The organism is Staphylococcus pseudoxylosus (genome assembly GCF_044794325.1).
Classification (GTDB): Bacteria; Bacillota; Bacilli; order Staphylococcales; family Staphylococcaceae; genus Staphylococcus; species Staphylococcus pseudoxylosus.
On the sequence record NZ_CP085025.1, the window covers coordinates 13153 to 27340 of the forward strand.

15 protein-coding genes are annotated in these 14188 nt (G+C 32.0%); 12 read left to right on the plus strand and 3 right to left on the minus strand.

The features are described 5' to 3' along the window. Positions 1 to 1164 carry an FAD-binding oxidoreductase gene (locus tag LG295_RS13805; protein WP_069826600.1) on the minus strand — a complete coding sequence of 388 codons (1164 nt, stop codon included), beginning with the start codon at positions 1162 to 1164 and terminating at the stop codon, positions 1 to 3. A gap of 137 nt (positions 1165 to 1301) precedes the next feature. On the opposite strand from LG295_RS13805, the gene LG295_RS13810 reads away from it, so the two are divergent. The 11 genes from LG295_RS13810 (at position 1302) to LG295_RS13860 (ending at position 11355) form a co-directional block, all read left to right on the plus strand. After that, positions 1302 to 2672, plus strand: a complete 1371-nt coding sequence (locus LG295_RS13810) for a sigma-54 interaction domain-containing protein (protein ID WP_404476972.1) — start codon at positions 1302 to 1304, stop codon at positions 2670 to 2672. 57 nt (positions 2673 to 2729) lie between these two features. Then, positions 2730 to 2996: a (2Fe-2S)-binding protein gene (locus LG295_RS13815; protein WP_171917087.1), complete on the plus strand. Its 267-nt coding sequence runs from the start codon at positions 2730 to 2732 to the stop codon at positions 2994 to 2996. After that, complete coding sequence (locus LG295_RS13820; protein WP_404476976.1) at positions 2989 to 3324, plus strand: (2Fe-2S)-binding protein; 336 nt, start codon at positions 2989 to 2991, stop codon at positions 3322 to 3324. Before LG295_RS13815 ends, LG295_RS13820 begins: the two co-directional genes overlap by 8 nt. Further along, a complete protein-coding gene (locus LG295_RS13825) occupies positions 3317 to 4504 on the plus strand; it encodes an NAD(P)/FAD-dependent oxidoreductase (protein ID WP_404476979.1) in 1188 nt (395 codons plus the stop codon). Before LG295_RS13820 ends, LG295_RS13825 begins: the two co-directional genes overlap by 8 nt. Before the next feature lie 120 nt (positions 4505 to 4624). Next, positions 4625 to 5728 carry a M24 family metallopeptidase gene (locus LG295_RS13830; RefSeq protein ID WP_404476981.1) on the plus strand — a complete coding sequence of 368 codons (1104 nt, stop codon included), beginning with the start codon at positions 4625 to 4627 and terminating at the stop codon, positions 5726 to 5728. Positions 5729 to 6427: 699 nt separating this feature from the next. Further along, the gene (gene fabF / locus LG295_RS13835; RefSeq protein WP_107551891.1) at positions 6428 to 7675 is read left to right on the plus strand and encodes a beta-ketoacyl-ACP synthase II; all 1248 of its coding nucleotides are present in this window, start codon (positions 6428 to 6430) and stop codon (positions 7673 to 7675) included. Between the two features lie 152 nt (positions 7676 to 7827). Continuing rightward, complete coding sequence (locus LG295_RS13840) at positions 7828 to 9186, plus strand: alkaline phosphatase (protein WP_107558444.1); 1359 nt, start codon at positions 7828 to 7830, stop codon at positions 9184 to 9186. A gap of 286 nt (positions 9187 to 9472) precedes the next feature. Beyond that, positions 9473 to 10534, plus strand: coding sequence for a parM protein (locus LG295_RS13845; protein WP_404476926.1), 1062 nt, complete (start codon positions 9473 to 9475; stop codon positions 10532 to 10534). Then, positions 10515 to 10868 carry a plasmid segregation protein ParR gene (locus LG295_RS13850; RefSeq protein ID WP_241966023.1) on the plus strand — a complete coding sequence of 118 codons (354 nt, stop codon included), beginning with the start codon at positions 10515 to 10517 and terminating at the stop codon, positions 10866 to 10868. Before LG295_RS13845 ends, LG295_RS13850 begins: the two co-directional genes overlap by 20 nt. An 80-nt stretch (positions 10869 to 10948) precedes the next feature. Next, a complete protein-coding gene (locus LG295_RS13855) occupies positions 10949 to 11146 on the plus strand; it encodes a hypothetical protein (protein WP_107380580.1) in 198 nt (65 codons plus the stop codon). Between the two features lie 113 nt (positions 11147 to 11259). Continuing rightward, on the plus strand, positions 11260 to 11355 hold the full coding sequence (locus LG295_RS13860; protein ID WP_021340007.1) for a type I toxin-antitoxin system Fst family toxin: 96 nt from the start codon (positions 11260 to 11262) through the stop codon (positions 11353 to 11355). A gap of 171 nt (positions 11356 to 11526) precedes the next feature. On the opposite strand, the gene LG295_RS13865 is transcribed toward LG295_RS13860, so the two are convergent. Beyond that, positions 11527 to 12627, minus strand: coding sequence for a glycerol dehydrogenase (locus LG295_RS13865; protein ID WP_404476930.1), 1101 nt, complete (start codon positions 12625 to 12627; stop codon positions 11527 to 11529). A gap of 347 nt (positions 12628 to 12974) precedes the next feature. On the opposite strand from LG295_RS13865, the gene LG295_RS13870 reads away from it, so the two are divergent. Continuing rightward, positions 12975 to 13247, plus strand: coding sequence for a hypothetical protein (locus LG295_RS13870; RefSeq protein ID WP_021340009.1), 273 nt, complete (start codon positions 12975 to 12977; stop codon positions 13245 to 13247). A gap of 218 nt (positions 13248 to 13465) precedes the next feature. Here LG295_RS13870 and LG295_RS13875 read toward each other — a convergent pair whose 3' ends face one another. Next, positions 13466 to 14017 carry a recombinase family protein gene (locus LG295_RS13875; RefSeq protein ID WP_069828360.1) on the minus strand — a complete coding sequence of 184 codons (552 nt, stop codon included), beginning with the start codon at positions 14015 to 14017 and terminating at the stop codon, positions 13466 to 13468. Positions 14018 to 14188 lie beyond the last annotated feature (171 nt).

A 14188-nucleotide genomic window follows, 5' to 3' on the forward strand; every position in this document is an offset into this window, starting at 1 on the left:
TTAAACCTCCTTAAAACGATTCACTGATAAAGGAGAAATATCAATTTCTGTTTCTTTGTCTGAAATAAGTTGTTCTATAAATAAGCCCGTAATAGAAGACAACCCGATACCGTCCCCTTCATGTCCTGCAGCGACATAAAATCCTTCAACTTCTGTTTCGCTAACAATTGGTAAATGGTCCTCTGTAAAAGGTCTTAATCCAGAATAAGTTCTTATTAAACTCATATCTTTTAATTTAGGGTAAAAATGAATTGCTCTCTGTGCGATTAACCGATTTACCTTTGAATTAACTTTTTTATCATATCCATTAAATTCTCTGCTTGAGCCAATAAGAAAATTTTGACTTTCTGTGGGTTCAAATACTAAAGCAATACCGTAATCCTCCATCTCTTTAGATACTTGTCGTTCTCCCCCAAATTTGGACATCAGATAGCCAAATTCCATTACTTTTCTAATTCCAACTGTTTCATTCCTAGATGCTACTAAAATCTGTCCTTTTCTTGGATAAATGGGAATATGAACATCTAGCATACTTCCTATTTCAGAAGCATATATACCACATGCGTTGACCACTTTATTAGCGTAAAAAGAATAATTGGTAGTTTGAATATAAAAAGTTTCATCACTTTTATTTATGTTCTTCACATGTTCATATTCATAAACTTTTAAGCCATGTTGTTTAGCAGTTTCAATAAAACTATAGGTGAGCATATAGGGATTAACCGTCGAGTCTGTAGAACATTCCAAACCTCCCAATAAATGATCTGAAAAATACTTAGACTCATTTTTTATATCCTGTTTATCCAACATTTTAAAATCTAATCCGTAGTCTCGTTGTTGTTGAACCCATTGTTCTGCAGCCTGCATCTCCTTTTCAGTTTCACAAACTAATATACTTCCGGGTTTCCGATACTCAAAAGGTAGGATCAATTCTTTGCTCAATTCATGAATCAACTTTTGACTTCGTAAAGTCATTTGGCTATCAAACCCTGGCGTTTTATCAATCGCTAAAATATTTCCATCACAATGGGATGAAGTTAAAGAAGCAATTTCTTTACTTTCAATCAAACCGACATCATATCCAGCTTTTGATAAAAAATAACTAATACTTGCGCCTATAATGCCGCCACCGATTATAAGTACCTCGTGATTTATATCGTTCAAATAATATCCCTCCTTTACTAATTCTATAAGCAATTTATATGCCAAAAAGAAAATAAAAGAATTTTGGTAAAGCGCTTACATAAGTGTTAATTTTTATATAGTATTTATTAATTTTTTTACATTGGAGGAAAATACTATTGAATAAATCAGAATTAGAAGCATTAGTTGAAGTATTACTTAACATTAGTCATCAAAGCTACACCATTATTGATAAAGAGGGACGAGTAGTTTATTGGAGTGTGGAAGCATCTAATATATTTCAAATTTCAAATGAAGATATTATAGGAAAATCCATTAATCAATTTTTTGAAAAAAAGGATTTAATTATTTTAGAATCATTAAAAAAAGCGAAGCCCTACCAAAAAGAAGAACATTACGCTGGTAATAATAAATACGTTAATATCATTTCAAAACCAATCATTTGCAACAATGAAGTAGTTGGTGCAATTGTTACGGAATTAGATGTAAGTGACCAAGTATATAACCGTAACAAAATAAAACAATTTGAAAACCAAATTTCAGTACTGGAACGTCAAATTTCAGAATACAATGATCATGGTGCGTTTAGTTCAATTATTGGTAACAGTAGTAACATGACCCGTGTAAAATATTTAATAAAAAAAGCTGCACAATCTGAGGTGAACACATTAATTACTGGAGAAAGTGGTGTTGGAAAGGAATTATTTTCACGTAGTATACATGATTTTAGTAAACGATTTAAACAACCTTTTGTAACCGTTAACTGTGGAACTATACCTGCCAACCTTTTCGAAAGTGAAATGTTTGGCTATGAAAAAGGAGCATTTAGCGGTGCCAACCAAAAAGGTAAAGAAGGACTGATTGAACGGGCAGATAAAGGGACCCTTTTCCTAGATGAGATTGCTGACATGCCTCTTGAAATGCAAGTTAAGTTACTTAGAATGATTCAAGAGAAAAAATTTTATCGCGTTGGAGGTACCACAGAACGCTCTATTGATATACGTATTGTTGCAGCTACAAATAAAAATTTAATAGATGAAGTACAAAAAGGGACATTTAGAGAGGATTTATTTTATAGACTTAATGTAGTAAATATTGAAATCCCACCTTTACGAGATAGAAAAGAGGATATAGAAACACTTTCATATTACTTTTATCAACTAGCTAAACAAAATTACGACATCAAACTAGAACCCATCCCTTTGAATTTAATGCAAAAATTCAAACATTACAACTGGCCTGGTAACGTTCGTGAATTACAAAATATCATTGAAAGGTTAGTTATTTTTTCAGAAGACGGAGATTTTCAAGAATATATTTTTGATGATTATGCTAATTTCAAAAAGAACAATTATTCAAGATCTATTGAAATAGAGGGCAGTTTATCAGAAAAATTAAAATACCATGAAGGTGAAATTATAAAAAAGGTCTATAAAGAGTGTGATTATAATAAAAAGGCAACAGCAATAGAACTAGGTATCTCTAGGCCTACTTTATATGCAAAATTAAACTATTACAACATCGTTTAACAAGTTTGGCATCAAATTTGCTTACATATTTATAAATTAGAAAATGAGGTGTAAGTTATGGAAGATATCGTGATTTGTCGTTGTGAAAATGTAACTTTAAAACACATACTAGAAACAGTAGAAAAATATGATAGTAGTGTCAGAGAAACTAAATTACGTACGCGAGCAGGTATGGGGTTTTGTGGTGGGAGAACATGTAAAAATCATATCGATAGGATTATAAATAAAGACAAAAAAATAAATGATGAATTTACAACAATGAAAGTTCAACCTCCCGTGCGTCCTGTTACATTTGGAGAGTTAGGAGGTGGTGAGGATGACTAAACGTATTTATAACCATCCTTTATTGAAAAATATTGAAACTGAAACTGTTGAAATTTTTTTCAACCACCAATCTCTAACATGTCATGTTGGAGAAAGTGTAGCAAGTTGCCTACTAGCCAATGATATACGTACAATTCGTTATCATGAAGATGATAGTTCCCCAAGAGGTGTTTTTTGTAATATAGGACATTGCTTTGAATGCCGAGCAGAGATTGATGGGAAAAAGAATATTAGAACATGTCTTACACCAGTACAAGAAGGAATGTCTGTGATAAGTGGCCAATCCCTTCCTCATGATGTGAAAGAATGGAGTGAAAATCATGTTTGATGTAATTGTAGTAGGCGCGGGTCCTGCTGGCGCATCCGCTGCGCGAATTCTCATGGAAGAAAAAAAAGTATTATTACTAGACGAGTATTATCGTATAGGCGGGAGATTAATAGGTCAACTCTATGAGGACAATAACGGAGAAATTTGGAATGGATATGAAAAAGCAGAAACACTATCCGATGTGTTACACCACCCTAACTTAACTGTAAAATTATCCACAAGCGTTACTAATATCGAAAAATCAAAAGAATATTATCATATTAATACCACTAGTGGTAATTTTAAAGCTAAATATTTACTAGTGTGTGCTGGCGCTCAAGAATTAACGCCCGCTTTACCCGGAAGTACATTACCAGGCGTTATGACCGTGGGGGCAGCACAAGTTCTAACAAATGTTCAGCGTGTAGCTCCAGGTAATAAAGGAGCCATTATAGGTATAAATGTCTTAAGTAGTGCCATTCTATCTGAATTACACATGGCTAATATAGAAGTTAAAGTGATGTCCCTGCCATACCACAACGAAGTAAACGCACAGGATGCTATTCCTCAAAATGTATTTAAAAAATTATTGAATATCTCACATATGGCGCCTAGCTTTTTTATAAAATTAGGTACGAAATTATTGAAAACTATGCCCCAAATTCAACCTTTAGCTTTTAAACTTATTCCTAAAAAAGGTATAAAGCTTTTTAATACATCAGTGCATTTAAAAAAAGCAGTTGTATCTATTAATGGTAAAGAAAAAGTAGAATCTATTACATTAAAAAATGTAGATAAAGATGGCAACGTAATCTCAAATAAAGAAGAGATTATCCCTATAGATTTTGTATGTTTGTCTGGAGGTTTAACGCCTTTATCTGAGCTGCTTGGATTATTAGATGTATCATTTACCTATATAGAAAGTTTAGGAGGGTTTATCCCATTACACAATGATGTTATGGAGACCGAAATAAAAAATCTATATATAGCCGGAAATATAACGGGTATTGAAGGCGCCATGGTAGCTATGAAGCAGGGAGAAATAGCTGCTTATAAAATATTAGGTTTGGCTGAAAAAGTGAAATCAGTACAAAATGAACTTTTACAAGAACGTCGCGAAGCGACGATAGAATTCCATGAATGTATCGAAGAAGGACGAGATTATGTTAACAAGCTGTGGAAGGCCTCTCGGACTAATTAAATTTATTTACTTACACTTTTTAAAAGAAAATTCTTCGCTTTAATTATTGAAATTAAAAACAAAGTATATCATGTTAAATATTTACATTAAGTAATTTTAAGAAATTCGAGGAGGACAAGTATGATTAATTATACTCAACGTATTAAAACATTAACAACACGATTAAAAGAAGAAGAAGCAGATTTAGCAATTATTATGGATCCTGCAAATGTTTTTTATTTTACTGGATTTAATTCAAATCCACATGAACGTTTTATGGGGTTGATATTTGATTTCAAAACAGAACAATACACACTTTTTGTCCCTACATTAGACAATGATGCAGCTCTTGCTGAGTCGGTCATCCAAGAAATCATACCAATTAGTGATGAACAAGATCCTTTTCAAGTAATCCAATTACATATGAATGGGATAAATTCTAAAATCTACTTTGAGAAAGAATATATAAGTGTCATGCGTTATGAGGGGTTCCAAAACATCTTTAAATCATCCGCCTATTTTGATATTGGTCCCCTGATTAATGAGCAGAGGTTAATAAAATCTCTTCAAGAGATTCAGTACTTACAAGAAGCAGTTGATATTATTGAAAAAGTATTATCAGATGGTATTAAAGAAGTGAAAATAGGGATGACTGAACTTGAACTTACAGGACAATTAGAATTGTTAATGAAAAAATATGGAGCAGTGGGACCTTCATTTGCAACTACAGTATTATCAGGGGAAAAGGCTTCTTTACCTCATGGCTCACCAGGTGAACGAAAATTTAAAAATGGGGACTTTTTACTCATTGATTTTGGAGTCATAACGCAAAATAATTACTGTTCTGACATTACGCGCACTTTCATCATTGGAGAAGCAGATGAAAAACAAAAAAACATTTACAACATTGTCAAAGCCTCAAATCAAGCAGGTCTCGATGCTGTAAAATCAGGAGTTCCCCTTAAAGAATTTGATATTGCTTCACGTAATGTTATCAAGCAAAGTGGTTATGGTAAATATTTTAATAATCGAGTTGGTCATGGTTTGGGTATTGATGTTCATGAATCACCTTCTATTCATGAACAGAATGAAGATATCGCTCAATCTGGTCTGTTTTTTACAATTGAACCAGGAATTTATATTCCTAATTATGGTGGCGTACGCATTGAAGATGAAGTATATATTAATGAAAACAGTGAAGTAGAAATATTAACTTCATTTCCTCGAGACTTACAAATATTATAAATGTATTAGCAATATAGCACCTGTTAGACAAAGAGATAGAAAAAAAGGGGTTATATGTCAGTTCACAACCTTACTCAAAGTCCACAAGAAGATAGAGTTTTTTTGGTCAATTTAAAAAGTTACTCACATAAAAAACATTTCTGTAATTTTACATTTCCCTTTATATCGTTATACAGATACTACATAATTTAACTTATCAGAAGTGGATATATTAGTGGTTAATATGGAGAGCTTCATTTAATCATGATGATAAAAGATATATAATAAAAAATTGAAAAGATATCGTAGAGCTGGATTAGTTTTAATTATTTAAAAAAAGACATTTAAATTAATGAATGTCTGATACTTCTAGTAGCATTGTAACCTCCTAACCATAGGGGGTTTTTAGTGTGTCAAAGTTTATTACAGAACACATACATAAGCGTATACAGAGATTATTAGCAACACAACCTTATTAGAATATTTAGTTCGATTTTCTACATAATATACTTTTTAGTTAATATATTAATATAAAAATTTTAAACAGGGTATGTATTTATATGATATAAAATATTTAAATATATTTTTATCAAATGTTTATGGAAAACTTATAGATCTGTATTTCACTTAGTTCTAATGTATTATATTAGAGGATTATTTATAATGAAAGTTGTTTTAATATTAATTTACATATTTTAAAAATTCGTAAGGAGGATTTTTATGAACGGAAATCAACGTGTGGTAGTTACAGGTATCGGGGCCCTTACGCCTCTAGGTAATGATGCTAAGACCACTTGGATAAATACATTAAATGGAGTTAATGGTATCGATAAAATAACCCGATTTAATACTCAACCGTATAATGTACACTTAGCCGGTGAATTGAAAGAATTTAATATAAATGATTACATATCTAAGAAAGAATCTAGGCGTATGGACCGTTTTACACAATATGCAGTTGTAGCAGCTCGAGAAGCTGTTAAAGATTCTAATTTAAATATTAACGAGCATAATGCAAAAAATATAGGCGTATGGATTGGTGCAGGTATGGGGGGCGTAGAAACTTTAGAGAAAACTTATAGTACTTTAAAGTATAAAGGTGCAAAACGTGTGAGTCCTTTTTGTATACCTATGCTTATACCTGATATGGCGACTGGGCAAGTTTCAATTGATTTAGGTATTAAAGGACCAAACGGTGCTACTGTCACTGCATGTGCTACAGGTACAAACTCCATCGGTGAAGCATTTAGGATTATTCAACGTGGGGATGCTGACGCTATGGTTACTGGTGGGACAGAAGCGCCAATTACCGAAATTGGTATTGCTGGTTTTAGTGCAAGTCATGCTTTATCCATAAATAATGATGCTGAAACTGCATGCCGCCCTTTTCAGAAGGAAAGAGATGGTTTTGTTATAGGAGAAGGAGCAGGTATTTTAGTTATTGAATCTCTAAAGTCAGCACAATCAAGAAACGCTAAAATTTATGCGGAAGTTGTTGGTTATGGGTCAACAGGGGATAGCTATCACATTACAGCTCCAGCTATTGAAGGAGAAGGAGGTGCTCGTGCAATACAAGCAGCAATAGAAGATGCACAAATAGAAGCTAAAGATATTCAATACTTAAATGCTCACGGTACAAGTACTCCATTGGGAGATTTTACAGAGGTACAAGCTATAAAAAAAGTTTTCGGTGAAGCCTTTAAATCTTTAAAAGTAAGCTCTACTAAGTCGATGATGGGGCATTCATTTGGTGCTACTGGAGCTATTGAGGCAATATTTTCTATTTTATCTATTAGAGATAGTAAGATTCCTCCAACTATCAATGCTACAAAACCTGATTTAGATTGCGATATTAACTTGGTTGCTAATGAATATGAGAATTTAAATGTTACGTATGCTATGAGTAACAGTCTTGGTTTTGGCGGACATAATGCTGTCCTGTTGTTTAAAAAATATAATGAAAAATAGTAAAAGAAATTTTGTTTATAAGTGCTATTTTCTTTAAACCCTTTCAGTTAATTAACTGGAAGGGTTTTTTACATTTTCTTAAAATAAAATAAACATCCTATTTACATACAGATGATAAGTTTAATAAATCACATTTTTAAGGAGTAAAATACATGTTAAATATCAAAAAGACTTTAGTAGCTTCGTTAGTAATTTCAACAGCTTTGACTAGTAATACATATGCTGGAGAGTCGGGAAAAGATAAAGATAAGCCAAAGAACGTCATTGTTTTAGTAGGTGATGGTATGGGTCCCGAATTTAATAGTGCTTATCGTCATTATAAGGACAATCCAGAAACATCAAAAATTGAAAGAACAGCATTTGATAGTAATTTGTTAGGTCAAATGTCAACAGATCCTGAGAATACAGAAGAGGAGAATATTACTGATTCTGCTGCAGCTGGAACTGCTATGGCAACTGGAGAAAAGACATATAATGGTGCTGTGTCAGTTGATAATAATAAAAAAGAATTAGAATCTGTGTTAGAGTATGCTAAAAAAAATGAAAAATCAACAGGTCTCGTTGTTACTTCAGACCTTACAGATGCTACCCCAGCGGCTTTTGGAGCACATGAAACAAATAGAGATAATAAAAATGAAATCGCTAAAGATTATTATAATGAAAAAATCAATGGAAAACATAAAATAGATGTATTATTAGGTGGGGGAGCTAAATATTTTGGAGAAAAGAATAGGAATCTAGATCAAAAATTCAAAGAAGACGGTTACGATATTATAACAGATAAAAAAGGTTTAAATGAATCTGATGGAAAGCAAATTTTAGGTACATTTGCAGATGAAACTCTACCATATGCAATAGATAGAAAAACTGATACACCATCGCTAAAAGACATGACTTCATCAGCAATACAAAAAATGAATAAAAATGACAAAGGATTCTTTTTAATGGTGGAAGGATCACAAATAGATAAAGCAGCCCATCCAAATGATGCGACTGGTGTGATGTCAGAGATGGAGGATTTCGAGGAAGCATATAAAGAAGCTATAGAGTTTGCCAAGAAAGACAAGAATACTTTAGTTGTAACAACAGGAGATCATGCCACAGGAGGATTAACGATGGGAACAAAAGGAAAACAAAGTTTTCATCCAGAAGCTATTAAAGAAATGAATCATTCGGCTAGACATATGGAAGAAGAGATACTAAAAGGTGAAAATATTGATAAAGTAATAAAAGAGGGGTATGGTTTTAAATTAAAAGAATTAGAAATAGAAAAAATTAAAAAAGCTGCTCAAGAAATGAAATCAGACAAAGATGAAGATTATAAAGAGCAAAACACGTTAGAAAAAGCCTTAACCAAACCAGTAAATGAAAGAAGTAATACAGGATGGACTTCAGATTCACATGTCGGGCATGATACAAATATATATGGTTATGGAGTAAACAAAGAGATGTTTGAGGGGGCTATGGATAATACCGAATTTAATCAAAATTTATTCAAACAATATAAATAAAAATGAAATACTTCCGGAAAATCTACCTATTTATTAGGTGGGTTTTTTTATTTGATAAGAGATGTATTATTAAGTGAAGAATTTTCCTAACAATAAGAGAGTGTATTTATAAAATAATATAGATTCTAAAATAGTTACCTGAACGAAAATATTATATGAATATAATATTTTATATTAAATAAAATCAAGGATGAAACAAAAAATATGTTTATAAAAGTATAAAAAAGTATATAAAGGTGTATAAGTATTTATATTGTAAATTTTCTTGATGGAGGTTTTATTAAAAATGGCAAATATTCATGTAATGGCTTTAGATTTTGGAAATGGTTTTGTAAAAGGAAGAATTAATGATGAAAATTTTGTAATCCCCTCGCGCATTGGTTATAAATCAAATACCGATAAACAATTAGAGGGTTTTATTAATAGTGAAATAGAGGTTAGTGAATTTGTTATTAACGACGATTATGAAAATATAATATTATTTGGTAAAGACTTAGATAAGACAACAAGCACGGGTAAAGATACTGCATCAACTAATAATAGATACATATACCAATCTTTTGAAGATTTAGTTGAATGCTCCATCGGTTTACTTGCAAGGGAACTACCTGAAGAAGAGATAGATGTTGTCATCGCAACAGGTATGCCTAGTAACGAAATAGATTCTAAAAGCCAGGCTCAATTTGAGGAAATATTAAGGAGAAATAGGTCTATAACAATAGATGGTATAACTAAAGTAGTTAATGTTCAAGATATTAAAATCATCGCACAACCTATGGGAACTTTATTAGATTTACATATGGAAAATGGAAAAGTCTTTAAATCTTTCACAGAAGGTAAGTATAGTGTTTTAGATTTTGGTAGTGGGACAACAATAATAGATACATATCAAAACCTAAAACGTGTAGAGGAAGAAAGTTTTGTTATTAATAAAGGTATGATTGATTTTTATAAGCGTATTGCTACACATGTTAGTAAAGAAGCTGATGGTGCTTCAATAACACCAAGAATGATCGAAGAGGGGATGGAGTATAAGCAATGTAAGGTGAATTCGAGACTAACAGTTGATTTTGTGGATTATTTTATAGAAGAACAAGAAAAAATTATACAGGAAGTTATGAGTAGATTTGAAACAGTGGTAGGTAATATTAATTCTATAGACAGAATTATAGTGACTGGTGGCGGTTCAGCTATTCATTTTGATTCATTGAGTTATTATTATCCTGATGTTTTTGAAAAGGTTGAAAACAGTCAGCTTAGTAATGTACGTGGTTACGAAAAATTGGGGGAACTACTGAAAGATAAGGTAGAACAAGAGGTTGATTGCTTTGAGCAAACAAGAAACTAATCATCTTCTAAAAATTAAAAAAAAAGATTATCCCCAAATCTTTGATTTTTTAGAAAATGTTCCTAAAGGTACCAAAACTGCGCATATACGAGAAGCACTTATTAGATACATTAATGATTTGGGTGGTACTCCTCCGATACCTTTTAATAACAAAATAAATGATATGGAATCTATCAAGTACGATAATGGAAAATTATTGAGAAATCCGAGTGAAGAACGAAAAAAGGAAATTCGAGAAGCAATTAAGCAAGAAAATATTAAACAATCCAGAAAGAAAAGTAATGAAGAAGATGAACTAGAAGAATTGGTAGATTTAGATGTAAATCAATTGTAGTAAAATAGTGGGCATCTTTAGAAAAATTAGATTCTGTTTCTATAAAAATCAGTACATAAATCGGAAAAAGGGGTTGAAATATGAAAAATAAAAATGAATCAATTGTGTTATACGATGACTCAGGGTCTAGAGAAGATATGGATATTTATCTTCAAAGGATTGAAGAATTGGAAAATAAGAATAGGAAAGCTTCTGGGCTACTGGTAAAAACATGTTTATTTTTGGTGATTTTATTGATAATTAGTTTAGTTTTACTTAAGTGGTTAAACGATGAATAATCAAACATAATTCAACTTATCGGAAGTGCATATGCTTGCAGATTAACAGATGGTATAATAGGGAAGTCGTCGTTCTACTTCTGTGCTGGTTTAGCATGGAAGGAGGTGACACCATGTTCAGCATCATATTTGTATCTATAGTAGCTCCTATTATAGTGGGGGTTATAATCACGTTGTTTTCATATTGGTTGAATAATCGTGATAAATAATTAAGCGACGACATAGTAATAACACCAAAAAGAGCCCGATAACTATTCCAGTAGTTATCGGGCTCGGTGTTTACCATGTTCAACACATATTTGTTATCTAAATTATAACATCATAGTGGAGAGAAATGCAAAATAAGAATAAATATATACGTAGTCTAAATAAAGAGCAATTTACTTAGTTTTGCCTCCACTTAATTCATTCACTGCTAGTATAGCTTGCGCTACGTCTTCAGCAGTGAATTCGTCACTTAAATTAGAGAAAGTGTCATTAGGATCTTTTGCTAATTCTCCCACTTTTACTAAATCCTCAAAAGAAACGTCGTGTAAATGCATATTATTTAAATTTGTTGGCATTTCTAAGAATTTATAAAAATCAATATATTTTTTAATTTCTTCATAAGGTCTATTTTCTAAAACCATTTGAACGAGAGTCCCATACGCCACTTTTTCGCCGTGTCCAAGTTTATGGATATCTCCTGATAAAGCTGTAAACCCATTGTGTATTGCATGGGCTGCAGCAAGTCCACCGTTTTCAAAACCAAGTCCTGAGAGTAAAGTGTTTGCTTCGATAATAGACTCCACTTGAGGTGTTACAATACCTTGTGTTGCAGAAAAATAGGCGCTTTTACCGTATTTAAATATTGTTTCTTCTGCTTTTTCAGCAATGGCTAAAGAAGCTAATGTTGGTTTTCCATCCACCATAGTTTTCCCTCTACGGTTTAAAGTTGCTTTAACTTCTACTAAAGTAGCTAAAGCATCGCTCATGCCCGCCGCAAACAATTTGACTGGTGCTTGGACTATAATTTGTGAATCTGCTAATACTACATTTGGGTTTTTATAGTAAAATCTGTAACCCGTAAAAACACCTTCATCTGAATAGATAACTGACAAAGCACTCGTAGGCGCATCTGTAGAAGCAGTTGTTGGGACAATAATAACAGGGGAATTAAGATCATCAGAAATTGCTTTTGCTGTATCTAATGTCTTTCCTCCTCCAACGCCAACAATCACATTTATGTTATTTTCTTTGGCTATTTGGCTAAGTCTTGCTATTTCATTTTCAGAGGCTTCCCCATTAAATTCTTCGTATTTGTAACTAATCTCGTTAGATTCAAAACTCTCATTTATGTCTTTATTTGTTAGTGACCAAACTAAACTATCTGAAATAATCAAGGGTGTATCACCTAATTTATTAACTTCATTGGCTAAACTTTTTATTTCTCCTTTTCCTTGTATATATCTACTTGGCGATTGAAAAACGTATCTTGACATAAAAAACCCTCCTTATTATTTGATATACACTTATTTTATCCCCTGTATTCGTATGTATAAATCATAAATCTTTGTAAATGTGAAAGTTTATACGTAAAACAATTACTTATTCGAATGATTTAACTTCTTTTTTTGAGCAAGACGTATTCAGGGTGTGGGTCATTTTTTTATTATTTAAATTGGAAAATAAACTTTTGTTTAAGTCAAAATTTTAATTTTACGTGTTTAACATACTTCTTTTGAGGTTATTTGAGTTTGTAAGTAGGATATTTATTATGTTTTTCTATCAAGTTAGGAGTTACTTAATATTAACGCAGTTTGAAATATTACATTACTGGAGGGGTTTTATGGATTTTATCATTACAATAGTAATAGGTGTAATCGTTGGCGTGGTATTTTCAATCTGGTTAACTAACAATAAAATTACTAATCTTATTATTAGTTTGATTTCAGCAGTAATTGGTGCATTCATTGGTCTAACAATGTTAAATTCTTCAGGCAATGCATTATCAAATTCGGCAGGCATGTTCTTTATAATTCCGACACTTGTTGGTTCTGTTTGTCTGACTTTACTTGTTTTATTTATTATCAAAACGAGCAAAGATATAGCAACAAATTAAAATAGTTTATATTGCTACAGTATATGTGAGATTGTACTAATTTTTAATAATGTAATAAATAATAAGACGACATAGTAAATACACCAAAAAAAGCCCGATGACTACTGACATAGTTATCGGGCTCGGTGTTTATCTTATAGACACTCTACTTATTAATTATATTATAAAACCATAAGGTATAGGAATGCAAAAGACTAATTTGATAAAATCTATGATATTTATATTTCTTTAATAACCCTGTAAACAGTCGATCTACTTACTCTAGTTTGTTCAGCAATTTCTTCACCTGTAAGCTTCTGTTCATCATATAAGAATTTAATTTCCCTTTTCTTGTGATCTGGTAAAGATGGTCGTCCACCTTTTCTACCTCTTGCTCTTGCAGCTTCTAATCCTTTTTTAGTACGTTCACTTAGTAAATTAGCTTCGAGTTCAGCGAATGCACTCATCATGGTAAAGAACATCTTGCCCATCGCATCTTTTGTTGATACATTCATATCTATAATATGTAAATCAATGCTGTTTTCATCCAACCACTGAGATAACTCAATTAATTGTTTCGTTGTACGTCCAAGACGATCTAGTTTATAGATAACTAGAATGTCTCCTTCTCGTAAATAATCCAAACACTTATCAAGTTCCGTTCTTTTCGTTTTGCGACCACTCGCTTTCTCGCTAAAGATACGTTCGCAACCATATTCCTCAAGTGTATCAATCTGTCCATCAAGACTTTGATCTTGTGTTGATACACGTGCATAACCAATTTTAGCCATTTGAATACCACCTCTTTTAATCGTTTTATGGGTACTTATTAACGAAATATAATTCTCGATGCAAATAAACGCGTCTCTCATCGTCTAAAAACTCATGACTTTCGATATTTATGATACATTGATTATAACACAAGTTTATATACTTAAATGTTCAAGAAAATTCTCTTAATT

Excerpts from the sequence above, each read along its gene's own strand:
- LG295_RS13815 (WP_171917087.1), top strand. The coding sequence starts at position 2,730 with ATGGAAGATATCGTGATTTGTCGTTGTGAAAATGTAACTTTAAAACAC.
- LG295_RS13820 (WP_404476976.1), top strand. The coding sequence starts at position 2,989 with ATGACTAAACGTATTTATAACCATCCTTTATTGAAAAATATTGAAACT.
- LG295_RS13825 (WP_404476979.1), top strand. The coding sequence starts at position 3,317 with ATGTTTGATGTAATTGTAGTAGGCGCGGGTCCTGCTGGCGCATCCGCT.
- LG295_RS13830 (WP_404476981.1), top strand. The coding sequence starts at position 4,625 with ATGATTAATTATACTCAACGTATTAAAACATTAACAACACGATTAAAA.
- fabF (WP_107551891.1), top strand. The coding sequence starts at position 6,428 with ATGAACGGAAATCAACGTGTGGTAGTTACAGGTATCGGGGCCCTTACG.
- LG295_RS13840 (WP_107558444.1), top strand. The coding sequence starts at position 7,828 with ATGTTAAATATCAAAAAGACTTTAGTAGCTTCGTTAGTAATTTCAACA.
- LG295_RS13845 (WP_404476926.1), top strand. The coding sequence starts at position 9,473 with ATGGCAAATATTCATGTAATGGCTTTAGATTTTGGAAATGGTTTTGTA.
- LG295_RS13855 (WP_107380580.1), top strand. The coding sequence starts at position 10,949 with ATGAAAAATAAAAATGAATCAATTGTGTTATACGATGACTCAGGGTCT.
- LG295_RS13860 (WP_021340007.1), top strand. The coding sequence starts at position 11,260 with ATGTTCAGCATCATATTTGTATCTATAGTAGCTCCTATTATAGTGGGG.
- LG295_RS13865 (WP_404476930.1), bottom strand. The coding sequence starts at position 12,627 with ATGTCAAGATACGTTTTTCAATCGCCAAGTAGATATATACAAGGAAAA.
- LG295_RS13870 (WP_021340009.1), top strand. The coding sequence starts at position 12,975 with ATGGATTTTATCATTACAATAGTAATAGGTGTAATCGTTGGCGTGGTA.
- LG295_RS13875 (WP_069828360.1), bottom strand. The coding sequence starts at position 14,017 with ATGGCTAAAATTGGTTATGCACGTGTATCAACACAAGATCAAAGTCTT.